General features: G+C 53.0%; 25 protein-coding genes. 4 read left to right on the top strand and 21 right to left on the bottom strand.

The window, feature by feature from the left end:
- Positions 1 to 7 precede the first annotated feature (7 nt).
- The 4 genes from DI14_RS02385 to DI14_RS02400 all read right to left on the bottom strand — a co-directional run bounded on the left by DI14_RS02385 (position 8) and on the right by DI14_RS02400 (position 3,424).
- Positions 8 to 769, bottom strand: a complete 762-nt coding sequence (locus tag DI14_RS02385) for a tryptophan-rich sensory protein (RefSeq protein WP_235193372.1) — start codon at positions 767 to 769, stop codon at positions 8 to 10.
- A gap of 108 nt (positions 770 to 877) precedes the next feature.
- Entirely contained in the window at positions 878 to 1,690 is an 813-nt protein-coding gene (locus DI14_RS02390; protein WP_034804729.1) for an aldo/keto reductase, read from the bottom strand.
- 64 nt (positions 1,691 to 1,754) lie between these two features.
- Entirely contained in the window at positions 1,755 to 2,552 is a 798-nt protein-coding gene (locus DI14_RS02395; protein WP_034804732.1) for an ABC transporter permease subunit, read from the bottom strand.
- Positions 2,549 to 3,424 (bottom strand): ABC transporter ATP-binding protein, encoded by an 876-nt coding sequence (locus tag DI14_RS02400; protein ID WP_034804735.1) that lies wholly within the window; start codon positions 3,422 to 3,424, stop codon positions 2,549 to 2,551. The genes DI14_RS02395 and DI14_RS02400 overlap by 4 nt, the downstream gene beginning before the upstream one ends.
- Before the next feature lie 118 nt (positions 3,425 to 3,542).
- Between DI14_RS02400 and DI14_RS02405 the strand changes: the two genes are divergently transcribed.
- Positions 3,543 to 4,103: a TetR/AcrR family transcriptional regulator gene (locus DI14_RS02405; RefSeq protein ID WP_034804738.1), complete on the top strand. Its 561-nt coding sequence runs from the start codon at positions 3,543 to 3,545 to the stop codon at positions 4,101 to 4,103.
- A gap of 42 nt (positions 4,104 to 4,145) precedes the next feature.
- On the opposite strand, the gene DI14_RS02410 is transcribed toward DI14_RS02405, so the two are convergent.
- The 4 genes from DI14_RS02410 to DI14_RS02425 all read right to left on the bottom strand — a co-directional run bounded on the left by DI14_RS02410 (position 4,146) and on the right by DI14_RS02425 (position 7,595).
- Positions 4,146 to 5,258, bottom strand: coding sequence for an FAD-binding oxidoreductase (locus DI14_RS02410; protein WP_034804741.1), 1,113 nt, complete (start codon positions 5,256 to 5,258; stop codon positions 4,146 to 4,148).
- 53 nt (positions 5,259 to 5,311) lie between these two features.
- The gene (locus tag DI14_RS02415; RefSeq protein ID WP_034804744.1) at positions 5,312 to 6,043 is read right to left on the bottom strand and encodes a Bax inhibitor-1/YccA family protein; all 732 of its coding nucleotides are present in this window, start codon (positions 6,041 to 6,043) and stop codon (positions 5,312 to 5,314) included.
- A gap of 22 nt (positions 6,044 to 6,065) precedes the next feature.
- Positions 6,066 to 6,590, bottom strand: a complete 525-nt coding sequence (locus DI14_RS02420; protein WP_034804747.1) for a type 1 glutamine amidotransferase domain-containing protein — start codon at positions 6,588 to 6,590, stop codon at positions 6,066 to 6,068.
- Positions 6,591 to 6,659: 69 nt separating this feature from the next.
- A complete protein-coding gene (locus tag DI14_RS02425; protein ID WP_034804750.1) occupies positions 6,660 to 7,595 on the bottom strand; it encodes an NAD(P)-dependent alcohol dehydrogenase in 936 nt (311 codons plus the stop codon).
- 201 nt (positions 7,596 to 7,796) lie between these two features.
- Here DI14_RS02425 and DI14_RS02430 point away from each other — a divergent pair, with 201 nt between their 5' ends.
- Together DI14_RS02430 and DI14_RS02435 are read left to right on the top strand one after the other, a co-directional pair.
- Positions 7,797 to 8,591 (top strand): thymidylate synthase, encoded by a 795-nt coding sequence (locus DI14_RS02430; protein WP_034804753.1) that lies wholly within the window; start codon positions 7,797 to 7,799, stop codon positions 8,589 to 8,591.
- Positions 8,588 to 9,070: a dihydrofolate reductase gene (locus tag DI14_RS02435; RefSeq protein ID WP_034804756.1), complete on the top strand. Its 483-nt coding sequence runs from the start codon at positions 8,588 to 8,590 to the stop codon at positions 9,068 to 9,070. Before DI14_RS02430 ends, DI14_RS02435 begins: the two co-directional genes overlap by 4 nt.
- Before the next feature lie 14 nt (positions 9,071 to 9,084).
- Here the strand turns inward: DI14_RS02435 and DI14_RS02440 are convergent, their stop codons facing one another.
- The 6 genes from DI14_RS02440 to DI14_RS02465 form a co-directional block, all read right to left on the bottom strand.
- On the bottom strand, positions 9,085 to 10,566 hold the full coding sequence (locus DI14_RS02440) for a diguanylate cyclase (RefSeq protein WP_034804759.1): 1,482 nt from the start codon (positions 10,564 to 10,566) through the stop codon (positions 9,085 to 9,087).
- A gap of 171 nt (positions 10,567 to 10,737) precedes the next feature.
- Complete coding sequence (gene fumC / locus DI14_RS02445; RefSeq protein WP_034804761.1) at positions 10,738 to 12,138, bottom strand: class II fumarate hydratase; 1,401 nt, start codon at positions 12,136 to 12,138, stop codon at positions 10,738 to 10,740.
- 106 nt (positions 12,139 to 12,244) lie between these two features.
- Entirely contained in the window at positions 12,245 to 12,634 is a 390-nt protein-coding gene (locus tag DI14_RS02450) for a reverse transcriptase-like protein (protein WP_034804763.1), read from the bottom strand.
- On the bottom strand, positions 12,615 to 13,388 hold the full coding sequence (locus tag DI14_RS02455) for a 5'-3' exonuclease H3TH domain-containing protein (RefSeq protein WP_034804950.1): 774 nt from the start codon (positions 13,386 to 13,388) through the stop codon (positions 12,615 to 12,617). The genes DI14_RS02450 and DI14_RS02455 overlap by 20 nt, the downstream gene beginning before the upstream one ends.
- A gap of 5 nt (positions 13,389 to 13,393) precedes the next feature.
- Positions 13,394 to 14,329, bottom strand: coding sequence for a GTP-binding protein (locus DI14_RS02460; protein WP_034804766.1), 936 nt, complete (start codon positions 14,327 to 14,329; stop codon positions 13,394 to 13,396).
- 15 nt (positions 14,330 to 14,344) lie between these two features.
- Positions 14,345 to 15,523, bottom strand: coding sequence for an HD domain-containing protein (locus DI14_RS02465; RefSeq protein WP_034804770.1), 1,179 nt, complete (start codon positions 15,521 to 15,523; stop codon positions 14,345 to 14,347).
- Positions 15,524 to 15,677: 154 nt separating this feature from the next.
- Between DI14_RS02465 and DI14_RS02470 the strand changes: the two genes are divergently transcribed.
- Positions 15,678 to 16,190, top strand: coding sequence for a hypothetical protein (locus DI14_RS02470; protein ID WP_034804773.1), 513 nt, complete (start codon positions 15,678 to 15,680; stop codon positions 16,188 to 16,190).
- A gap of 37 nt (positions 16,191 to 16,227) precedes the next feature.
- Here the strand turns inward: DI14_RS02470 and hfq are convergent, their stop codons facing one another.
- From hfq to DI14_RS02505, 7 genes are all read right to left on the bottom strand, one after another.
- Entirely contained in the window at positions 16,228 to 16,476 is a 249-nt protein-coding gene (hfq, locus tag DI14_RS02475; protein WP_012726185.1) for an RNA chaperone Hfq, read from the bottom strand.
- Positions 16,477 to 16,488: 12 nt separating this feature from the next.
- Positions 16,489 to 17,439, bottom strand: a complete 951-nt coding sequence (gene miaA / locus DI14_RS02480; protein WP_034804775.1) for a tRNA (adenosine(37)-N6)-dimethylallyltransferase MiaA — start codon at positions 17,437 to 17,439, stop codon at positions 16,489 to 16,491.
- Between the two features lie 235 nt (positions 17,440 to 17,674).
- Positions 17,675 to 18,265: an AmiS/UreI family transporter gene (locus DI14_RS02485; protein WP_034804777.1), complete on the bottom strand. Its 591-nt coding sequence runs from the start codon at positions 18,263 to 18,265 to the stop codon at positions 17,675 to 17,677.
- 109 nt (positions 18,266 to 18,374) lie between these two features.
- Complete coding sequence (locus tag DI14_RS02490; protein WP_034804779.1) at positions 18,375 to 19,238, bottom strand: phosphate--nucleotide phosphotransferase; 864 nt, start codon at positions 19,236 to 19,238, stop codon at positions 18,375 to 18,377.
- 106 nt (positions 19,239 to 19,344) lie between these two features.
- Positions 19,345 to 20,874: a M4 family metallopeptidase gene (locus DI14_RS02495; protein ID WP_034804781.1), complete on the bottom strand. Its 1,530-nt coding sequence runs from the start codon at positions 20,872 to 20,874 to the stop codon at positions 19,345 to 19,347.
- A gap of 177 nt (positions 20,875 to 21,051) precedes the next feature.
- Positions 21,052 to 22,050, bottom strand: a complete 999-nt coding sequence (locus DI14_RS02500) for an ABC transporter permease (protein ID WP_034804783.1) — start codon at positions 22,048 to 22,050, stop codon at positions 21,052 to 21,054.
- The gene (locus DI14_RS02505) at positions 22,043 to 22,963 is read right to left on the bottom strand and encodes an ABC transporter ATP-binding protein (RefSeq protein ID WP_034804786.1); all 921 of its coding nucleotides are present in this window, start codon (positions 22,961 to 22,963) and stop codon (positions 22,043 to 22,045) included. Before DI14_RS02505 ends, DI14_RS02500 begins: the two co-directional genes overlap by 8 nt.
- Positions 22,964 to 23,002 lie beyond the last annotated feature (39 nt).

A 23,002-nucleotide genomic window follows, 5' to 3' on the forward strand; every position in this document is an offset into this window, starting at 1 on the left:
CGTCTTCCTAAACCGTTTTCCCTGTATGATGTAAGAACCCGCGTGGCCGTTTCCAAATAATCAAGCCGACATAACCGAGCGCGAGTAGGATGAGCGCGCTGACGAGGACGACGTAGAGCGTCGCGTTCTCGATTCGGGCAAAGATGGCGATATAAGCCCAAACGAACACGAGCGGATAGATGAAGTCACGGTGCCACCACATGAATACGAGGGCAAGGACGACGCCGACCATGAGCATGAGAGACGTCCAGGCCAGTTCATCGAGACCGAGCACCGTCGTGATGCGCTCGGTCTTCATGACGACGAACACGTTGACAATCGTTGCGACCGAGACCCACCCGATATAGAGCGAGAACGGAAGACGATCGAACCAGCTCGTCGATGTCCGAAAAGCGACATGGTACAGCCAAGCGAGCGTTCCTAAGAACAAGACCATGACGACGAGCGAAGCGATGAACCATTCGTTCGTGAACGTCAAGAGCCAAAGTCCGTTCAAGATACAAGAGACGACAAAGCCCGCCTTCATCCGATTCGCCTGCCGGTTCGCAACCGACCCTTTCTTCAGTTGCAACACAAGCCAGACGGCGAGTCCGAGATAAATGAGTCCCCAAATCGAGAACGCGTATCCGGCCGGTTTGAAGAAAATATCAATTCGGTCCGACACGGCCGCATTGTCTCCGCTCGCGAAATAGTTGATGACGACGGTCGCCAAAAATGCCAACCAGTTGACCAATGGCCATTTTGATAAGTCCATATGCGCGATCTTCAAATGAAGATCTGCCACCTCCTTTTTCAACATAGTAATGTATACCCATGTGACTCCGCTCATACACAATCGAAAACGAAAAAAGAGACCCAGCGCTGGGTCTCAATGTGTTCAAAAATCGATGTGGTCCGGGTCTGGTCCGAGTCGCTCGTGTGTCGCCACGGTATCTAATTTCGCCATGTCGTCTGCATCCAGTTCAAAGTCGAAGACGTCAAAGTTTTCTTGGATACGATGTGGCGTGACCGACTTCGGAAGCGCGACGTTCCCTGTGTCGAGATGCCAACGTAACACGACTTGTGCCGGTGTTTTCCCATGCTTCTCAGCAATCTCGGCGAAGGCTGGGATGTCGAGGAACTTCCCTTGCATGAGTGGGCTCCACGCCTCGATTTGAATCCCTTCATCTTGACAATATTCGACGAGGTCTGGTTGCGGCAACTGTGGATGCAACTCGACTTGGTTGATGAGCGGCGTCATCAGACCGGCCTCTTTCAACGCCTCGAGATGATGCTCTTTGAAGTTCGAGACACCGATCGCTTTGATTTTTCCGGCTTCATATAATTCAATCAACGCTTCCCACGCTTCGACGAACCCGTCGACTGGCCAATGGAGTAAACATAAATCCAAATAGTCCGTCTCGAGTCGAATGAGTGATTCTTCAAACGCCTCTTTCGTCCGGCGTTGGCGGATTTCCTCGTTCCAAATCTTCGATGTCAAAAAGATATCGCTACGATTGACGCCGGATGCGTGAATCCCTTTGGCGACCCCTTCTTCGTTCTTATAGACGGCAGCCGTATCGATATGACGATACCCGACCTTAAGTGCCTCAGCGACCGCGTCAGGCGCCTCTGTCTCATTGTCGACTTGCCAGACACCGAATCCGATCATCGGGATTTGAACCCCGTTGCGTAACGTTACGAATTGCATACACTCATTCCCCTTTCAGCTGTTCGAGCTGATTGTATCATACCCGAGAACTTATTCCGAAAAACTAAATCGTCAAATCTTTTCGAGTGAATCGCGCATAACAGGCGACAACCGCCAACGCAAGCAGACCGACCAGGACAAGGAACGACAACGTCGGGACATCACCTTGCAGTTGTGCGTTAGCATCGAACAAACTGAAGACAGACAGGCGTTCGAGCCATGCGAACGTATCGCTGAACCCGGAGAAGATGTTGGCGATTAAAAACAGGGCGAACAACCCGCCGGTCACCATATACGAGCGACTGCTGTCGTCGAACAGGCTCGCGATGACGAACGCAATCGCACCGAGGACGAATAACAATAGCCCCGCATTCAACTGTAACGTCCACATGACACCATAATCGATTCCGAGATCAAACAAGAGATCGGCAACTGTGAGGCTGAGGCCGTTTGACGCGACGAACAAGACGGTCGCAAACAACAACACGACGAGGCTCGCTGTGACGTAGGCGCTCCGGGAAATCGGTGCCGCCAAATACAACATGACCTCACCCGAATCGACCGGTTTCGCCATGAGGCGTGAGGCAAACGTCAAGGCGAACAAGATGGCGAGCACATAGAAGATGAGGCCATAGTAGTTTCCGGCGAGTAAGTTGACGACGTTGTCCATCGCGATGCTCGGATCGATTTTAAATACCTCGAGCAGTTCCGGCGGCAACGAATCAAGTTTCCCTTCGATGAGGCCGGTCTCTTGAATCGACGGGAAGACGGCCGCTAAAAAGAACAGATAGAGGCTCGTCCCGAACGCGTACCCGAAAATCCAGCTCCGATTCTGCTTGAATAACGAATGGACTAACGTCATGACGTCACCTCCCCATAATATTCCATGAACATATGCTCGAGCTCGTCGGCACCGCTTGTGAGCGACTCCACCTCGAACGATGTCAACGTCGCGATCAATGCGTTCAACTCATCCGATGTTGAGACGGTGACGGTGACGGTACGCCCGTCACGAATCCCGACCTTGTCCGCTAGCGCCTGCGCCTCGACTTCACTTTTCAGACCGATTTGGTACGCTTTCACGCTCCGTCGCTTCAGTTCATCTATATCGGCCTCGATGATGATCCGGCCGTCTCGAATGAGCGCCGCCCGGTCACACGTCTTCTCCATTTCCGGAAAGTGATGTGAGCTCATCAAGATCGCCTTCCCGGCTGCCTTCTCAGCGAGTACCCATTCAATCAGTCGCTCTTGCATGAGCGGGTCAAGCCCGCTCGTCGGCTCGTCGAGTACGTAGACCGGGACGTCTTTCATAAAACAAGTGACGATCCCGAGCTTTTGTTTCATCCCTTTTGACATCTTGCGGACTTTCAACGACGTGTCGAAAGGGAAAATCGTGCGGAGACGATCCTCTCGTTCTCTGCTGGTACGATGTAACCGGCTCGTCAAACGAATGATTTCTTCACCCGTCATGTCCTGTGGGTAATTGATTTCGCCAGGTAAATAGCCGACCGATGCCTTCACCTGTTCACTCTCACGCCAGCAATCATGCCCCATGACACTCGCTTTGCCGGAATCCGCATGAAGTAACCCCATCAAATGGCGAATCGTCGTCGACTTGCCGGCCCCGTTCGGTCCGATAAAGCCGAAGACAGAGCCCGGTTCAACGCGCAGCGTCACGTCGAAAATACCATGAATGGCATCGAACCGCTTTGTCAAGCGATCAATCTGTATCATCATCCCGCCTCCTTTTTGAAATATAATCAATTATTCATTACAAAACTAGTATATCACGTTCTTTTTTGAAATGGAAATGGTATATTGATTACAAAACAAGCGAATAGGAGGTTGTGCCATGGACGGTTTCACGAAGCGCACCGAGGAGAAGCGAGAGGCGATCCTCACGGCCGCTAAAACGTTGATGCAACAAAAACAGTCGCGTTTCACCATAAACGAGCTCGCCCGTGCCGCCTCGGTGTCCCCGGTCTCAATCTACAACTACTTCGGGTCCAAAGAACAAGTCATCTTGCTCGTGCTCACCCGCCTGACCGAACGTGAGATGGATTGGATTGAACATGAAATCGAGCGCGACGCTCCATTTGATACGTTGCTGCTCGACATTTTGAAACGAAAGATCGAGTCGGCCGTACTTTTCGATGACGCCGTATTGGCGACAGTCACGTCGGACCCCTCTTGGCATGAACTCGCGGCGCGTGGCTATGCCGCGTTCCGTCAGCTCATCGAGTACGGGAAGATGAGTGGAGCCATCGATTCGAATATCTCGACCGACGCTTATCTTCGTTACGTTCAACTGATGCAGCAGGCGATTTTGTCGGACCCGGAGCTGTCGATGACACAGATGACCGAGACGATGCATGAATACTTTCACTTTTTTCTCCACGGTATTCTCAAATGACGAAAAGACGCTCCCCATACCAGCATGAGGAGCGTCTTTCATTCAATCGATTGGAAACACCGTCTCCTCAATCGGGTAAAGCGACATGTCGAGCTCACAGTCCCCTGTCAGGACGAGGTCAGCGAGCACTTTGCCGATGAACGGCCCGACCGTCAGACCCGAAGAGCCGAGTCCGTTCGCGACGACCAACTGTTCCGCTCCAGGGACTCGACCGAGCACCGGAATCGAATTCGGCGTGACGGGACGCAATCCGACCCGCGTCTCGACGAGCTCTGCTTCAGCGAGTCCCGGGGCCGATTCTAGTCCTTTCGCGAGCACTTCGTGAACGCCGACGGCCGTCGGTCGGACATCAAAACCCTTCTCTTTCTCATGCGTCGAGCCGATGACGACCTTCCCGTCTTCGAACCCGAGCAAGTAACGTCGACGTGGAGGCATCGCGACAGGCCAGTCGGACGTATCCGTGTCCGGTAGCTTCACGTGGACGATTTGCGCTTTTTCCGGCTTGACACTCGTCGTATAGCCGATTGGCTCGAGCAATTCCTTCAGCCACGCCCCGCAGGCGAGAATGATTTCATCCGCCTCATAACGCACCCCGTCGCATAAGACGTGATAACCGTCTCCTTTGACGAGTTGCGCCGACCCGTTGACGACGTTTACGCCGCGCTTGATGGCGACGCGCTCGAGCGCGGACCGGATTCGCTCCCCATCGACACGCGCCCCACCTTCGACGAGAAGCGCCTCATAGTCTTCGGATAGTGGAGGGAAGAGCGAACGTGCCGCTTCGACCGACAATCGTGTCATCTCACCGATTTCCGGTGCGTCTTCACGACGGACTTTCGTCCGTTCAAGCATTTCGTTCAGCTTTTTATCTTCATGTAAGGCGAGCGTCCCGACCCGTTTGTAGCCGGTGTCCGTCTCGCCCGCCTGCAGCAACGCATCGACGACTTCCTTGTAATAGCGTGCCCCGCCTTTTGCCAAGGCATACCACGCTTTATTTCGACGTTGCGCGATCCACGGACAGACGATACCCGCCGCCGCGTCGGTCGCCCGACCGGCGTCTTTCCGGTCGATGACCGTCACGTCTGCTTTTTCGGCCAAATGATACGCAGCCGAGATTCCGACGATGCCGGAACCGATAATGACTATTTTTTTCATGTCGATTCGTTCCTTTCTTCCTGAAAAAATCACCGGCCAAATGGCCGATGATTTTAGTCTCGATTTGCGAGGCGATATAACAAGTCGAGCAATTCGATATAGAGCCAAATGAGCGTCACAATTAACCCAAACGCCGCGACCCACTCGAGATGCTTCGGTGCCCGCGCTTCGACTTGACGAGCGATAAAATCGAAGTCGAGGACGAGCGCGAGCGAGGCGATGATGACAATCACGAACTGGACACCGATCGCGAGCGGCGAAGAGCCGGTCATGAACGGGAGCCCGGTCCCGAAGAAACTCATCCCGATTTGGAAGAGATACAATAGCATGACCGTGAAAATGGCGGCCATGATGCCGGCGCGGAACTTTTGCGTCACTTTGACAAGTCCGGTCGAATAGACGAACCACATCGCGAATGCGACGATAAACGTCGTCATGACGGCACGACCGACGATTCCCGGCGCCATCGATTCGAAAAAGTACGAGACCGTTCCGACGAAGACCCCTTGGATGATCCCGTAAAGTGGTGCGACGACCGGTGCCGTATTCGGTTTGAACGTGATGACGAGCGCAAGCACCAAGCCGAGTACGGCTGACCCGATCATGAGCGGGAAGAGAAGTCCTTCCCCAATCGTCGGCACGAGCGTCCACATGACGCCAGCCGAAGCGGTGACGAGCATGAGCAGCGTGAAAATTTTAGACCACGTGCCGGCCTTTGTCATCGGCGCGGTCGCGTAAGCGGTGGACTCCATTGATTTGCGAAGAATTGGATTAGATTTAAGCAACGTTCATAAGCTCCTTTGTTTGTTAGCGCTGTGCCATGACATCGACGAAAGCGCGCATATAGTCTGGAAGATCAGGTGGGCGACGACTTGAGACGATATGTCCGTCCACGACGACTGGCTCATCATGCCAAATCGCTCCGGCGTTCTCCATGTCGTCTTTAATGCCCGGCGTACTCGTGACGTTGACGCCTTCTAAAATATTCGCCGAGATTAAGACCCAGCCCGCGTGGCAGATTTGACCGATTGGACGTTTCTCTTCGTGCATATAACGGACGAAACCTTTCACCGAGTCGAAGCGACGCAACAAGTCTGGCGACCAGCCACCAGGCACGAGAATCGCATCGAACGACGTGATATCGACGTCTTCAAATGCCACATCCGACTTGGCCGGGACCCCGTACTTTCCTGTGTAGACGTACGCCCCTTTCTCGCCGGCGAGGATGACGTTTGCGCCCTCTTCACGTAGGCGATGGACCGGATACCACAACTCCAAGTCTTCGAAGTCGTCACTGACAATCTGCAAGACGTTCTTACCTTGTAATTTCATCGAATCCCTCCCTTTCATTTCCTTCACAAGTATACCCTAAAAGCTACGCCGCGAAAACAAAACGATTGGTTAGTCTGACGTCAATTCATTCGGCCGCACGACGCTCACGATGACGTTCCCGACCTTCCCGCCCGCATCGACGTAACGATGGGCCGAGACGATCTCCTCGAGCGGGTAAATCGAGTCGATGACCGCATTTATGTGCCCTTCGTCGAACAGCTCGCTCAAGAAAGTCAGGTCGTCTTTCCGTTCACTCGAGACACCTTGACCGGCGACGGAACGAAACTTCCCTCCCGCTCTGACGTGCTTCCGAGCGATCCGCTTATCGATTTTCCCGGCCGCGTCGAACACGGCATCATACGTGAGTAGCCTGCTGTCGTATCCTTCCGTCTTATAATCAATCAAAACGTCAGCACCTAACCGTTTCACGAGTTCGAAGTTTCGCGTTTGACAGACTGCCGTCACGTGAGCCCCGAAGTATTTGGCGATTTGGACGGCCATCGACCCGACTGCTCCCGATGCCCCATAAATCAATACGGTCTCCGCTTGTTCGATGTTCACCTTGCGTAAAAAATGGAGGGCGGTCGTGCCACCGAACGGCAGGCTCGCCGCTTCCTCATAGCTAGCATGGCGAGGCATGTGTTCGACGCACTTGTGCGAGTTGACACATGCATATTCCGCGTAGCCCCCGAATCGCATTCCCGTCAGCGCATAGACCCGGTCCCCTGCCTTGAACGTGTTGACACGTGTTCCCGTCTCGACGACTTCTCCTGCCAAGACGACACCTAAAATCGGTTGACGCGGCGCTTTGAAACCGACGACGACCCGCATCGGAAGCTTACCGGCAGCTGGGACATCGAGCGCCCGAAGCCGCCGGTCGCCTGAATGGACGGCCGTCGCGTGGACGCGAATCAATAGTTCATCGGCCTTCGGAACAGGCTTTTCCACTTCATGAAGCTCGAGCACATCCGGGGGTCCGTACGCGGTACAGATGACTGCTTTCATCCTATCCCTCCTCACGAATCTGAGTCAGCGAAATCGTCTTCTCATTTAGTCTTCTTTTTCCGATATTCGCTACATGAAACATTCGGAGAGAAATCGATATTTAGAACGATTTGCCCGTAAACATCCATCGTTTTCCCAATATATTGTGTTATAATGAGTGCGACTTTTTGAATATCTAGAATGAGAAAGGGGATTTCCCACATGAAGCAATACCATGATTTATGCGCCCATATCCTCGAACACGGGGTCGTGAAAGAGGACCGGACTGGTACAGGGACGACGAGCGTCTTCGGTTATCAAATGCGATTCAACCTTCAGGACGGGTTCCCCCTGATCACGACGAAAAAATTACATACCCGTTCCATCATCCATGAACTCCTTTGGTTCATTTCAGGGGAGACGAACGTCAAATATTTGCAAGACAACGGCGTCCGGATCTGGAACGAATGGGCAGACGAGGACGGTAATCTCGGACCTGTGTATGGCGCACAGTGGCGCTCGTTCCCGAAACCGGACGGTACGAGTGTCGACCAGCTCGCCCAAGTGATTGAACAGATTAAGACGAATCCCGACTCACGTCGTCTCATCGTCTCGGCTTGGAACCCAGGTCAACTTGAAGACATGGCACTCCCGCCTTGCCACCTCTTGTTCCAATTTTACGTGGCAAACGGCAAGCTTTCGTGCCAGCTCTATCAAAGGAGCGCCGACACGTTCCTCGGTGTCCCGTTCAATATCGCGTCCTATGCCCTACTCACGCATATGGTCGCGCATGTGACGAACCTTGAGGTCGGCGACTTCGTCCATACGCTCGGCGACGCCCATATTTATCATAACCATCTCGAGCAAGTAAACCTGCAGTTGACTCGAGAACCGCGCCCGCTCCCGCAACTAAAAATCGTCCGGGACGTCACCTCGATCGAGGACTTCCGGTTCGAGGACTTCGAGATTATCGACTACGATCCGCATCCGCACATTAAAGGAGCCGTCAGCGTATGATCATCCATGTCGTCGCCTATGGCCTCAACCGCGAAATCGGAAAAGACAATGCGTTGCTTTGGCGCTTGCCAGATGACTTGAAACAGTTCAAAGCCATCACGACGGGACAGACGATCGTCATGGGCCGCAAGACTTACGAGTCAATCGGGGGGGCCCTCCCGAACCGGCGCAACATCGTCGTGACGTCAGATAAAACGTTTAGCGCCGACAACGTCGAGGTGTGGCACAATCTCGAGCGAATCCGTGAACAGGCGGATGACGACGATCTCTATGTCATCGGTGGTGCCACGTTGTATGAGCAGACGATGCCGTGGACGGACCGCTTCTACGTCACGGCCGTCGATGGGTCGTTCGAGGCGGATACGTTCTATCCGACGCTGCCTAACGTCGTCGTCACGTCCGAACAGTTCCATCCGGCCGATGAGCGACACGACCACAGCTTCACGTTCTACCAATACGACAGAAAAGACATCGATTGAGTTCGATGTCTTTTTTAGTCCGGCAACTTTTCGAGCCACTGTTCAATTTTCTCGGTGATGGCAGCTTCACTATCCGCCTCAGACACGTCGTCATATAGCCCAATCTCCGCCGCCGTCCGCGATGTCACGGCCAAAATATGGCTATATTTGCCCCGTTGTTCTTTCACGGCCGACAGCGTCCGCGCCTCATTTGATCCTGATTCATCTAGCACGAACATTTCAACGTGATCGTTACAGACGTATGCCCCGTATGGGCGATACACGACTTCATAGCGCCGATGTTGCTTCGGTAGCTGGTCGGCCAAACGGGCATACTTTCTCGGGCTCATCGTGACGTAGGCGAGGCGTTTCTCCTCGCGGACGGCTGTCGAATAACGGATAATGCGGTTACGTCCGTCCCGCTTCGCCTTGTACAGCGCCTCGTCCGCGTACGCGCACCATTCACCGAGCGTCAGACCGGTCTCGCACACGCGAGTGTACCCGATCGAGACGGTGAGATGATGTTCATAAGGGAAGGTCATCTGTTCGATGCGCGTCCGCACACGCTCGAGTACGGCATCGACGATTTGTCTGTCCGAGACGTTCAAGATGACAAGGAACTCTTCGCCCCCATACCGAATCAGTTCATCACTTGAGCGAATGGCGAGCCGAATCTCTTCGGCGACGCGATGTAACACTTCGTCTCCATACGCATGACCGAACGTATCGTTCAATTGCTTGAAGTGATCGATATCGAGCAAAGCGAGCGTGAAACTCTCACCTGAACGCTCTAGCCGGGACATGAACCGGCCGAACGTCGCTTTCAAATATTTACGGTTGAACGCACCGGTCAACTCATCGACGAGGAGTGCTTTCGAAACGAGCCGCGCTTTTTCGATATGATGTCCGAGCCGGACGAGGCGCTCTTCCATCGGGATCCAAGACTCCCAATAGTCATCGAAGCCATATGAATACGCCGCTAGCCGGTAATGTTCGTTCGTACCGATGACGATGAGCGGGACGTATAGCTTCTTCATCTTGCTGACGAACGACTGGATGTCGCGCTCTCGGAAGTTCGACCAAAGCTCGACGTCCATCATGATCGCTTTCGGGACGTCCTCGTAATCATATTCGACCGCTTCGGCGAGCGTTTGTAAAAAAACTGGCCGCGCCCCGAGTTTTTCGACACGTGGTTTGTATCGACTGAACGTCGAGAAACTCGTCGATAAGATAAGGACGAGGTCTTCGTCTTCTTGGTCGATGCCGAGAATCGTATGTATGTATCGTTTGACGGGGGCAATCAAAGCCGTCGCCTCCGCTTGGGATAGGACAGCCGGCAAATCACGTGCATCCGCTTCAACTCGGCTGAAAATCTCGAGTAAATGCATGAATCGTCGCTTCTTCACTTCGGTTTTCATCCAATCCAATAAATAGTCGATGTCTTGTTTTGGCAGTTGGCGCGCTTCTGTCAACTTGGACAAGATCTCGTGTATACGAGCTGTAGGTTGATGCAACATTCCCGACCCCCCAGTTTCGGTCTCCCCGAAATTCGCTTCTGTCTTCGATTATGCGACTTCGCCCACGAAAATACAACTATTTCCTCATTTTATTCCTATTGTTTGACAGATAGTTAGTACTTACGCCCTAAAATACCATAAAGAAAAGACGACCTTGCGGCCGCCCTTGTTTTATTTTTCGACTTTTAAGTTTGGTGACGTCATCTCTTCCGGACGAATCCACTTGTCGAATTGTTCCTCACTGAGAAGACCCGTTTTCAGCGCCGCTTCTTTAAGCGATACGCCTTCTTTATGGGCCAGTTTCGCGATTTTCGCCGCATTTTCATAACCGATATGCGGATTGAGCGCTGTGACGAGCATGAGCGAGCGCTCCACGTTATGGGCGATTACGTCACGATCCGGCTCGATGCCCACCGCGCAATGCGTATCGAACGAGTGCAGACTGTCCGTCAACAGGCGGCACGTCTGCAAGAAGTTATACATGATGACGGGCTTAAAGACGTTCAACTCGAAGTTCCCTTGGCTCGCGCCGAATCCGATTGTCGCGTCATTGCCGAGCACTTGCGCGGCGACCATCGTCAACGCTTCACTTTGCGTCGGGTTCACTTTACCTGGCATGATCGAGCTACCCGGCTCATTTTCAGGAATGGTGATCTCTCCGATTCCAGCACGTGGTCCCGAGGCGAGCCATCGGACATCGTTCGCGATTTTCATCGCGTCCATGGCAACTGCCTTCAACGCGCCGTGTGTGAAGACGAGCTGGTCATGACTCGTGAGCGCATGGAACTTGTTCACTGCCGTCACGAACGGTTTACCGGTCTCGTGTGAAATCTTCTCCGCGACGACTTCCCCGAAACGCGGATGGGCGTTGATGCCCGTTCCGACAGCCGTACCCCCGAGCGCAAGTTCCGTCAACGGTTCGATCGTCCGCTCAATCATCTGTTTCGAGAGTTCGAGCATACGCACCCAACCGCTAATCTCTTGCCCGAGCGTGACGGGAGTCGCATCTTGAAGATGGGTCCGACCAATCTTGACGATATCCATGAATTCATCGGCCTTACGCGCGAGCGTCCCGTGCAGCGCGTCGATCGCGGGGAGGACGTGATCCTCGACCGCCAAGATGGCCGCGATATGCATCGCGGTCGGATACGTGTCGTTTGAACTTTGCGACTTGTTGACGTCGTCGTTCGGATGAATCGTGAGCGCTTGACCGCGCGCCTTCAATAAGTCGTTCGCCAAATGGGCGATGACTTCGTTGACGTTCATGTTCGACTGCGTCCCAGAACCGGTCTGCCAGACGACGAGCGGAAACTCGGCATCGTGTTTCCCTGCGATGATGTCATCGGCCACTTCGGCGATGACATCGGCCTTCTCTTGTTCGAGGACGCCGAGTTCGGCATTGGCGAGCGCGGCTCCTTTTTTCAAGATGGCAAAGGCGTAGATGACCTCGATCGGCATCTTCTCCGTCCCGATTTTAAAGTTCTCTAGGCTGCGCTGTGTCTGTGCGCCCCATTTCGCCGAAGCTAGAACGTCGATCTCCCCCATCGTGTCCCGTTCAATCCGATAATCCATGAAAATTCCCCCTCTTTTTTTGACTACGCTTTCATTTTAGCGAAACTTTTGCAAAAAAGAAATCATTCCCCTGCAATTGACAAAAAGTCGGGCCAACGCCCGACTTTCACTCCATCATTAATGCTCGTTTCGCCACATCATGGGATCGATTCTCCGCACGCGGAATCCACTTGATGAACTTATGTGGCAACTCGTCATAGAGCGTTAGCGCTTTAACGAACAAAGGACGCATTGTTTGATCTTTTAAAAACCGATGCTCAAGGGCGCGCACGACCGTCTCCGCATCCGAATATATCATGAACGTCGTCTCACCTTCGAGCTGGTGCGCGTGTTCGAGCGCAAAGTCGAGGGCGGCAAGTTCAGCCTGAACGCTCGTCAACCCCGACACTTTCTTCATATACGTCGACACCGTGCCGTCAGTTTGCCGCAGCCAGACACCTAGTCCGTTCAGAGCGGTCTCTTGATTCGTGGCGGCGTCAAAATAGATGTGAACCAAAGCGATACGCCTCCCAGTCCATCTCGATTGGGGCATGAATGTCGATGAGCGAGAGCTGTTTCGACAACTTCGCCACGCCTTCCTGTCCATCGAGCTTCTTTGAGAACTTCCGGTGCGCCTCGAGCAGTTGATCATGCTTCAATCGATCAAATAGCACTTCGACCGTATCATACGACTGAACGAGAATCGTCGCTGTTTTCGGTCCGATTCCGCGAACACCAGGGATGTTGTCCGACGCGTCACCTTGGAGCGCCTTCACATCGACGAATTGGAGCGGTTTGATGCCGTAGAGTGACTCGAACAGCGTCCCGTTCATAAGCACTTCTTCCCCTTTTTTCGGTACGATTTGAAAGACCGAATCCGATAACAGTTGGTGCAGGTCGCGGTCCGACGAATAGAGGTACGACTCGCCCGGGAAGTGTGTCGCCACCGCCCCCATCAAGTCGTCGGCCTCATAGCCGGCAAGTTCCGACTGGAAAATGCCTCGTTCCGTCAAGGCCGCCCGTAATTTGACGTAGTCGTCAAATAACGGCTCCGGGAGTCCGGTCCGCGTCGCCTTATACTCAGGGAACAGCGCGAAGCGATGCGTCGATTCACGCGGCCCGTCCCAAAAGAAGGCAATGTGGGAGAAGTCATTCGTCCAGCCATCGACTTTTCGAAGCAATCCTTTCACTGTCACATCAGGGTCGAGCGCCCGGCGACGCTCTGTCGCGAAGTAATAACGTGACAACAAGTTGAACCCATCTACTAACATCAGTTTCACGTCTCATCCACCTCACAAGCATGTAATCCGCGAGCGAGCGCTTCACGGTCAAGTTCCTTCCCAATCCAGACGAACACGGAACGGGTGTCGTCACTCGGTTCGTTCGCGAACGTCGCACCCATCAACTGGTTCGTCGCCTGAACGACGAATTTGGATTGTTCCCCGTCAAGTCGGACAATCGCCTTCAAGCGATAGAGCTGATCTTCATAATGCATGAGCACCTCTCGGACGTAACGCGTCACACGCTCCCGGGAAAGCGGAACATCTGTCGTCAACGTGACGGCACGGAGTGTGGCCACGGAGCCGTGACCTTCCGTCAACGTGGACAGCTGTCGCTCATCGACACGGGACAATTGGAACGTATCCTCGAGCAGATCGTAGTCCCCTTCCGTTTGTACCGTCTCGACGACACGAACGGTCGGGTTGATTGTACGAATCCTTTCATGCGCCCGTCTGAGCACCGCTTCGTCCACGAGGTCCGTCTTATTTAACAGGATCACATCGGCATAAGCGATTTGGTGAATTCCTTCTATAAACAAGTCCCGGTCCATTTGACTCGCATCGACGACCGTCAAAATCGCGGTCAGCTTGAAATGAGTTCGTAAATAGTCATCATAGTAAATCGTCTGGATGATCGGGGCCGGATCGGCGACGCCCGTCGTCTCGATAACGATTCGGTCGAACGTCTTGTCTTTGGCCGCGAGCTGATAAAACGTCTTGCTCAAATCGTTTTGAATCGAGCAGCAAATGCAGCCGTTCGATAGTTCGATTTGTTCTTGGTCCATTTGGACGATCAGTTGCTCATCCAAATTGATGGAACCGAGCTCGTTGACGATGAGCAAGATACGCTCGTTCGTCGCCGCGAGCAGCCTGTTCATATAAGTCGTCTTACCGGCGCCTAAAAAACCGGTCACAAGTTGCACGGGAATCATTGCAAAAACCTCACTTCATAGATTGTCATGGACACGCGCCCACTTCTCATACCGAGCGTCGAGCAGGTCGATGAGATGGAGCAACCACGCTTCAGCCGTCACCGGGAGGACGCTCGATCCCCATTCCCGCTTTCCATGATGGGACAAAATCATATGCCAAATCCGATGATGGACATCAAGCGGTAACGTGACGCCAGACTGACGCTGGCTCTTCTCGAACAACAGCCCTCCATACGGCATATGACCGATTAGACTGCCCATCGGATTGATGGAAATCCCTGTCGTCTCGCTCGTACCCGAGACGGCAAACAAATTCTCGAAGCGACGCGGTGACGACAATAGATGACTATATTCGTACAGTTTGCCGATATCGTGGAACAAAATCCCGAGGGCGAGTTCATCCCACCGAAGCGGTTCTTTCAGCTCGGCGACCGCCTCACACGCCGCATACAGCGACTCGAACGTCCCTTTGAACGCCTGCTCGACTTTCACACCGTTCATCGTATTCCATACGTCTACTTTGTGCAACTGCTCGGCCTCTTTGATGACACGGAACGCCATCGCCAAGTAGTCGTCTTGCTCCTGAATCCGATAGCCGAGCCGAAGCATGCACGTCGTGTGCTTCAACAACCCGCCAGCATAGTTGTGATGATGATACAAGGCGGCCGGGGCCAAGACGAAGTCGTCCCATACGTCCTCGAGCAGGGCATAGGCAATCTTTTGGGCGTCTGGAGATAGCGTCGCAAGGATTGCAAACAATTCGTCCGCGAACGCGTCAATCGTCTCGTCATTTGGCAGGCCAGGTAAGAGCGAGACCGCTTCGTCGCGAGAGATGGCTTGCACCTTGTCAATCGTGATGGATTTTGCGCCATCCGGTTTCGGATAGACGTCGATTTTTCCTGACAGGGCGACGACACCCGACTCGTAAATCGGCAATAGCTGATCCTCATTGCCACGCAGCCAATGCTTCGCGCGAATTAAACCGCTCGCCGTCGTCACGTTCAACTGAAGCCACTTCGCGCCCGACTTACTTTCTTTCACCTCGACCGTGCTGACGAGCGCTTTCGTATCGACGGGCGTCCCGTCCGTCAAATCAGCCAAGCGCACGTCCGATTGCTCCATGGCCGGGATTTGGTAAATATTCCGGTCAAACCCGTCCCCTGTGACTCGTTCGATTTGTTGATAATAGTTCATCATAGCCCCTCCTTCGCATCTGTGCCCATTGTACCGTTTTTCATTAGGCTAGGCGAACATACTTTCGTTATAGGTCGAAAAAAATCTCAGATTTCATTGAAAGCGCTTACGAGTATTGATACGATAGAGTTAGCTATAAAAAGGGGGAATCGAAATGATTTCATTGATAGACACGTATGAACGGCTCATCGCGACGGGGGAAGCGACACGTTATGCGAGTGAACATCCGACGACTGAACAAATCATCAAAGCAGCCGCCTGCCCGGTGCCTGAGGCTGATCTCGAACGAATCGTCTCCGGTCATGCCGGGAATCCATATACGCACGATGCGGTGTTCGAATCGATTATCACCCATGAACTAAAAGGCGCGATGGCGACACTAATCGTCCTCGGCTATCCAGTGCAGACACCGCTCGCAAAAGCGCTCGTCTTGTCCGCCTTCGCCCGGACGAACCGTATGAACATCGAAAAGTTGAAAGAGCTCAGCCACGCCGACCTGCTCGTCCGAATCCAGTCGGCGGAGCGGTCATGGAAGCGCACGTTCGCCCACTTGTATCGGTCCAAACCGTCACAACTTTGCGACCAACTCGACTCGATCCTTGGCGGTTGTGCCATCCACCGCGTGCTCGAGGCGGTCGGTCATGACAAAGACGTAAAAACGGCATAAAGAAAGAGCGGTCCCCGGGCCGCTCTTTCTTTATGGCTTATCCTTCTGTCACTTCCACTGCATCTGGTTCATACAGCGTAACGTTACGGGCTGGTGAAAACGTTGAGATCGCATGCTTATAAATCAACTGTTGGCGTCCTTCCGACTCAACGATGACCGTGAAGTTGTCGAACGACTTGATGACTCCCCGAATTTGAAACCCACTCACTAAAAACACGGTCGTCGGTACCATCTCTTTGCGCAACTGATTTAAAAAATGGTCTTGGATGTTATAGCTTGCCTTCATGTTGCATTCCCCCTAGTCTGTGTCTCTTTCAAATAATCGGAATTTTCGAAAAAACCCCTCAACTTCATCATAAATATTTTTATACGATAGTTCAAATGATTTTCTTCCCATATCCACCCAAATCCCATCAAATTGATGACGGAACCACGTCAATTGTCGTTTGGCGAATTGCCGTGTATGTTGTTTTAGCGTCTCGCGCATCCGTTCTTCCGTGATGCGACCTTCGATGTAAGGGACGACTTCTTTATACCCAATGGCCCGCATCGCCTGTGTATTCCCATATCCTGCGTCAAGGAGATGTTTGACCTCATCGACCAAACCCGTCTCGACCATGACATCGACGCGCTCATTGATTCGTTCATAGAGAACGTCCCGGTCAGCGTGTAAGACGAACAGCTTATAGGCATAATGTTCGGACGGGGCGCTATCGACTGCTTGACTGTCCCCTTGCATCGCGACTTCAAGGGCGCGAATGACACGACGCACGTTATTCGGATGGATTTGTTCGGCCCGTCTCGGGTCGAGTTCACGTAACCGCTCATGCAGCGCGTCCGCGCCGAGGCGACTCGCCTCGTCTTCAAGCGACGCTCGCAGCGCCTCGTTCACTGGCCGTTCAGCGAACTCATAATCATATAAGATAGATCGAATGTATAGTCCGGTGCCACCGACGAGAATCGGCAGTTTACCGCGGGCATAAATATCGTCAATCGCCTGACGTGCCCGTTGTTGAAACTTGGCGACGCTCATCGGTTCATCGGGGTCACAAATGTCAATCAAATGGTGCGGGATTCCTTCCGCCTCCTCGACCGTCACTTTTGCCGATCCAATGTCCATGCCGCGATACACTTGTACCGAGTCACCGGACACGATCTCTCCGTTGAATGCTTTTGCCAACTCGATTCCAGTCTTCGTCTTACCGACCGCAGTTGGTCCGACAATCACGATGACGGGTGTTTTTTCCATCCAGCTCACTCCTCAAACGAAAGACCGCTCCAGGAAGGAGACGGTCAGTCAAATTCTTCGTTTAATTGTATCATCAAATACGACGGCAAACAGCATCCAACCACATAATAGCAAGCCGAGCAATAAAACTAGTCCATCACTCATTCGTGTCCGCCTCCTTTGTTTCTCCATTCCCACTTTTCACACATTAGACACAAATTAATACGCAAAAAAAAGATGCTCGCTCGGAGCATCTTCATGAGGTCACTTCAATCAAGCGGTATCGCCACATCGTGAACCCGAAGTAGAGAACCGCTGTACCACTCGCAGCCCACCACATGATCGTATATAGCGGTGTCGCCAGTCCAGACATTCCGACCATTGCCGGTACGATCAACGTCAACCAGCTCAAGACGAGCGCGACCCGTGACGTTACCGCATCGATCGGGCGCCCGAGCCCCATGCCGAGGAAGAAGAGCGCCCAAAGGAACGCCCAAAACGTCCACATCGCCCCGTCCACAAAATCAGCCCGTCCGAAGCCGATCCCTGCGTAAAACAATGCGGCAATCGCGACGAAAAGGGAGAACCAACCGACGCCGCGACCGTCTAAGTCATACAAGAACGTGACACCGACGTATAAATAAGTGAAAGCGAACAAATAAATTCCTGCATAACCGAACACTTCGGCCGGTGTCGCATGGACGACGAGCCATGTCGCGATGAACGCTTGCAATAGACCGGTGAACAAGCTGAACGCGCCGGCGCTTTTCACGTCGACTTTCCCGAATAAGACGAGGCTATTTAAAAATAGCGCCACGCCACCAAACAATAAACTGATATTCCCCACGTGCATTACTCCTTTGTACAGATGTCAGACGTCTTTCGATATGTCCACTGTACTGTGAATTCGCTTTCAATGCAAGAGGGGAAATTGTTGTTCACGAGAACGCCTTGATTCACTCGCTCTCAAGCGTCCGGATGGCCTCGTCAATCTTTTCTTGTTCTTCTTCCGTGAACGTCGGAAACTCGGGATCGATTTGCTCTAACACGTCAATCATGACCGAAGAGACGATATAGCGGGCGTACCATTCGTCATCGGCCGGGAGCACATACCACGGGGCGTGTTCCGTCGCCGTCTTCGAGAGCATGTCGGCAAAGATGGCCTGATAGTCGTCCCAATACTGTCGCTCCTTGACGTCGCTAAAGGAAAACTCCCAATTTTTCTTCGGGTCTTTTAACCGTTCCAGCAATCGGTCTCGTTGTACATCCTTTGAGACGTTGAAGAAGAACTTGATGATTTCGAACCCGTTCTCATGCAAGTAGCGCTCAAAATCATTGATTTGGCGATAACGTAACGACCAAACCGCCTCTTTGTCGGTCTCTTCCGGAATCGCTTCTTCCCCGAGCAAATCGTGTACTCGGGGGGCAATGACTTCCTCGTAATGGGAGCGATTGAGGATACCGACCTGCCCGCGTTCTGGCATCAAGTCGTGCATGCGCCACAAATAGTCATGTTTCTTTTCTTTTTCGGACGGCTTCTGGAAGGCGTTCGTCTTCAACCCTTGGGCGTTCAAGTTCGAAAAGATATAGCTGATCGCTTCGTCTTTTCCCCCAGCATCGAGCGCCTGTAAGACGACAATGACTCCTGTCTCCGCCTCGGCATATAGTTTCCAATGCAGTTCTTTCAATCGTTCGATGCTTTCCGGAATCAGTTTGTTTTTTAATTCATCGTCAGTCGGTCGGTCGGAAACGGATGTATCGAATTCCTCAAGTCGCCGTGTTTGTTGTTGATCAATTTTATATGCATCAAAATCATTCATTCGGGCTCACCTCACTTTTTTCATATCCCTTCCTTATACCCAAAAGTTCAGAGCCTGTATCGCCCACACAAAAACATCGACCCCTTGTGAAGTCGATGTCTGCCTATCAATTGATGCCGACCGCGTCGAACGACTTCGCCGCAGCGATGGCTTCCGGGCTCGTCGCACCGTACAAGTCTTTCGCTGACTGCACGACCGCCTGACGGAGGCTCGAGAAGTTCGAGGATGGTGTCAAGTATACTGTGAGGGCACGGTAATAGATATCCCCCATCTTCATGACGCCCACGCCTTGGACCGAGACGCCGTAATGCGTGCCACCATTTCCAAGTAGATAAGCCGCCTTGTTGACGATCCCTGAGTTGATATGGACGCCGCCGTTGTCTTGCGTCCCCGTGTAACGTTTCGAGTAGTGATCTGGGTCGCCGTATGCGGCCGGGTTCGCCATTGAACGGAGTCCGTCACCGGCAACGCCTGGTGTATAGATATCTTCCCCAATCAACCAGTCAAAATCCGAGCCGACACTGTACTCGGCGACCGTGCCGAAGATATCCGAGATGGCTTCGTTGATGGCCCCTGACTCGTTTTGATAGATAAGTCCTGCCGTGTACTCCGTGACGGCGTGCGACAATTCGTGCGCGACGACATCGAGCGCCCCGGAAAGGTATGTGAACGTTTGGCCGTCCCCGTCCCCGTATACCATCTTGCTACCGTCCCAGAACGCGTTGTTGTAACTACGGCTATAGTGGACCGTCGAGTTGAGCGCGGCGCCGTTGTTGTCGTAACTGTTCCGTCCATACGTGTTCTTGAAGAAATCATACGTCTTCGTCGCGTTGACATGCGCGCTGACTGCTGCCCGGTCATACGTCGTATTCAAGACGTTATCGAGGTCGGCCCAGAGCGATCCCGGCAAGAGGGTCCGGTTCTTCGCATCATACGTGTAAATTCCTTTACCACGAGTCGAGTCTTGAAGATAGTAATACGATCCGCTCTTCGTCGTCTTGAACGTCTGGCTTTGGCCGAGAACATCGATGCCTGTTCCCGTGTACGTCGTGCCCGTCACACCGTTAACCGGCTTCGCATGCGCCAATTGGTTGAACTTGTTGACGACTTCTCCGCTCGCTGCGTCGATGAAGTACGTCCAACGTGACGGCTCGTCCGCGTCAAGAATCGTTCCCGTCACTTCATACGCGTAGACGGCCGAGTCGCCTTGTGGATAGACGACGAGTTCCGCTTTCGGTTCAAGCTCATAGGCGCCTTGATGACCGACGAGCTCTTTATAGCGGTTGATTGCTCTTTGTTCGTTCAACTTGATTGACTTATGTAATCCTTTGACAGCTTTCGTGTCATCGACGACCGTCTTCAATTGTCCCGCTTCATCGACAACGCCGACGACGATGCCACCGAAGACCGGTACCCCGTCAACAGTCTGTTGTAACTTGACGACTTGACCGACTTTGTCTTGCTTCGACTCGAGCGTCTTGAATTGCCCTTTCGCTTTCGCATATTCTTTGACGATTGTCGTCGGTGCCTCGTTTGACGGTTTCGTCAACGTCCCTGATTTGAGTTCGCTCGCCCCGACGAGTTGCGGTACGAGTAAGACGCCGGCGATGATGGATGTGGATAATACTTTTTTCATTTGTGTGTCCCTCCTTATGTGGTGATTCAAACTTTACATAGTTTCACACAATTAAGATATCCAACCATTTGATTATTTTGATAATTTAAAATATTAAGTAAATATGACTACTCGTATATCAGGACAGCGCCTTTCTCACTGTATAAAAAAACGTCACCCGTAACGGGCGACGTCGAATCAATATACATCTTTTTGCGTGAAATGGTAAAACGCGTAAGCGAGTGCCGCCAGTGACCAGAGCGTGATCACGATAAGCGAGAACGGTAACGTCATCCCATCGATCGGTGGTGCTTGACCCTCGAGATAGGTATGAAGACCGAAGTTGACGTTGACGAGGTACTTCGAACTGTCCCAGTTCGAACCGAGAGACGTCAAAAGCGGACCTGAGATAAGGACAGCCATCATGATGCCAATCCCAGTCGCCGTGTTTTTGACGATGACCGACACCATGAGTGCGATCGTCCCGACCGCGGCGACGACGAACCAGGCGAGACCGACGGACATGAGTAGATATTGCCACATCGGCAACGTATGGACGAAGTCGGTCGAGAACGTACCGGTCGGCGAGGCTTGGAATCCGGTCAGTATCGGCGCGGTCCAACCGTCCCAGCCGAGCACGATACCAGAGCTCGCATAACTGACGAGCGCCGTGATAAAGATGAGGAGCGACGTATACAGAAGCGTCGTCATCCATTTCGCGAGCAGGATCTTGAAGCGCCGGACCGGTCGCGACAAGAGCGTCTTAATCGTCCCGTCGTTATGCTCGCCGCTGACGATATCGGCCATTAGGACGATGATGAAGAGCGGCAGGACGAGCGTCGTCCCTTGGGAGAAGAAGACGCGCATGAACGTCGGTGCCCCCGGGTAACTCGGGTTAATGTCGTTATCTAAGTAATATTGGTTCTGTTGCACCCGAAATTCGAGGATTTGCCGGAACTCGTCTTGGACGTTCGCCGAGGCGAGCCGGTTTTGCGTGTCGATAATCTCCTGTTGCAAATCGACGCGCCAATCAATCGTTCCCTGTTCTTCCCGCTGCTTCTCGATCTGTCGATAGTTCGCATACGTGAACATCGAGACGAGGACGACGAGAATCGTCGAGACGACCAGCAACCGTCGTTTGCGATGAATCTTTAACACTTCGTTTCGAATCAATCCGATGATTGAAGGATTAGACAATGTGGTCACCCCCGGTCAACGAAATAAACAACTCTTCGAGCGTTTGGACGCGTCGCTCTAGACCGGAGACCGCGACGTTGCGCTCGAGTAAATAGCGGTTCAAGTCGGCGGTGTCCTCCAAGTTCATCGAGACGCGAATCGTTCGTTCATCGATGACATCGGCTTGGGTCACCGACTCGAATCCGCGCACAATCGGGAGCGCCTCGAAGCTGTCCGGCACATGAACGTCGACCGTCGAGGCGAGCTCGTTGATCAAGTCCCCGACCGTGCCGACTTTGACGATTTTGCCGCGAGACATGATGGCGACGCGGTCGGCGAGCAGTTCGATTTCCGCTAGAATGTGGCTCGAGACGAGCACGCTTAAGCCAGTCTCTTCGACGAGTCGGCGGATGAAAAGGCGCAAGTCCCGAATCCCCATCGGGTCGAGTCCGTTCGTCGGCTCATCTAAGATCAAGACGCGCGGGGTGTTGAGGAGCGCTTGGGCGATCCCGAGCCGTTGCCGCATCCCGAGCGAGTACGTCTTCACTTTGTCATCGATTCGTGCCGTCAAATCGACGAGGTCAATCACTTCTTGGATTCTCGCCTCAGTCACATCCGGCAACATGCGGGCGAACACTTCCAAGTTTTCACGACCACTTAAAAACTTGTACAGTTCTGGGTTTTCGACAATCGCCCCGATTTGGTTCATCGCTTGGACGAATTCTCGTTCGACGTTATAGCCGCAGATCGAGACGGTCCCGTTCGTCGGTTTGATTAAACCGACAATCATCCGAATCGTCGTCGTCTTCCCGGCCCCGTTCGGACCGAGGAAGCCGAACACTTCACCCGGGAACACGTCGAACGACATATTGTCGATAATCGTCTTTTTCCCAATCACTTTTGTCAATTGATCAATCTTCAATGTTGGTTGCATCGTCTCACCTCTTTTCCATTCTAGCGGAGACGATGCCAG

Origin of the sequence: Exiguobacterium sp. AB2 (genome assembly GCF_000696055.1) — a bacterium.
In the GTDB taxonomy this organism is placed as follows: Bacteria; Bacillota; Bacilli; order Exiguobacteriales; family Exiguobacteriaceae; genus Exiguobacterium; species Exiguobacterium alkaliphilum.

Excerpts from the sequence above, each read along its gene's own strand:
- DI14_RS02390 (WP_034804729.1), bottom strand. The coding sequence starts at position 1,690 with ATGCAATTCGTAACGTTACGCAACGGGGTTCAAATCCCGATGATCGGA.
- DI14_RS02395 (WP_034804732.1), bottom strand. The coding sequence starts at position 2,552 with ATGACGTTAGTCCATTCGTTATTCAAGCAGAATCGGAGCTGGATTTTC.
- DI14_RS02400 (WP_034804735.1), bottom strand. The coding sequence starts at position 3,424 with ATGATACAGATTGATCGCTTGACAAAGCGGTTCGATGCCATTCATGGT.
- DI14_RS02405 (WP_034804738.1), top strand. The coding sequence starts at position 3,543 with ATGGACGGTTTCACGAAGCGCACCGAGGAGAAGCGAGAGGCGATCCTC.
- DI14_RS02410 (WP_034804741.1), bottom strand. The coding sequence starts at position 5,258 with ATGAAAAAAATAGTCATTATCGGTTCCGGCATCGTCGGAATCTCGGCT.
- DI14_RS02420 (WP_034804747.1), bottom strand. The coding sequence starts at position 6,590 with ATGAAATTACAAGGTAAGAACGTCTTGCAGATTGTCAGTGACGACTTC.
- DI14_RS02425 (WP_034804750.1), bottom strand. The coding sequence starts at position 7,595 with ATGAAAGCAGTCATCTGTACCGCGTACGGACCCCCGGATGTGCTCGAG.
- DI14_RS02430 (WP_034804753.1), top strand. The coding sequence starts at position 7,797 with ATGAAGCAATACCATGATTTATGCGCCCATATCCTCGAACACGGGGTC.
- DI14_RS02435 (WP_034804756.1), top strand. The coding sequence starts at position 8,588 with ATGATCATCCATGTCGTCGCCTATGGCCTCAACCGCGAAATCGGAAAA.
- DI14_RS02440 (WP_034804759.1), bottom strand. The coding sequence starts at position 10,566 with ATGTTGCATCAACCTACAGCTCGTATACACGAGATCTTGTCCAAGTTG.
- fumC (WP_034804761.1), bottom strand. The coding sequence starts at position 12,138 with ATGGATTATCGGATTGAACGGGACACGATGGGGGAGATCGACGTTCTA.
- DI14_RS02455 (WP_034804950.1), bottom strand. The coding sequence starts at position 13,388 with ATGTTAGTAGATGGGTTCAACTTGTTGTCACGTTATTACTTCGCGACA.
- DI14_RS02460 (WP_034804766.1), bottom strand. The coding sequence starts at position 14,329 with ATGATTCCCGTGCAACTTGTGACCGGTTTTTTAGGCGCCGGTAAGACG.
- DI14_RS02465 (WP_034804770.1), bottom strand. The coding sequence starts at position 15,523 with ATGAACTATTATCAACAAATCGAACGAGTCACAGGGGACGGGTTTGAC.
- DI14_RS02470 (WP_034804773.1), top strand. The coding sequence starts at position 15,678 with ATGATTTCATTGATAGACACGTATGAACGGCTCATCGCGACGGGGGAA.
- hfq (WP_012726185.1), bottom strand. The coding sequence starts at position 16,476 with ATGAAGGCAAGCTATAACATCCAAGACCATTTTTTAAATCAGTTGCGC.
- miaA (WP_034804775.1), bottom strand. The coding sequence starts at position 17,439 with ATGGAAAAAACACCCGTCATCGTGATTGTCGGACCAACTGCGGTCGGT.
- DI14_RS02490 (WP_034804779.1), bottom strand. The coding sequence starts at position 19,238 with ATGAATGATTTTGATGCATATAAAATTGATCAACAACAAACACGGCGA.
- DI14_RS02495 (WP_034804781.1), bottom strand. The coding sequence starts at position 20,874 with ATGAAAAAAGTATTATCCACATCCATCATCGCCGGCGTCTTACTCGTA.
- DI14_RS02505 (WP_034804786.1), bottom strand. The coding sequence starts at position 22,963 with ATGCAACCAACATTGAAGATTGATCAATTGACAAAAGTGATTGGGAAA.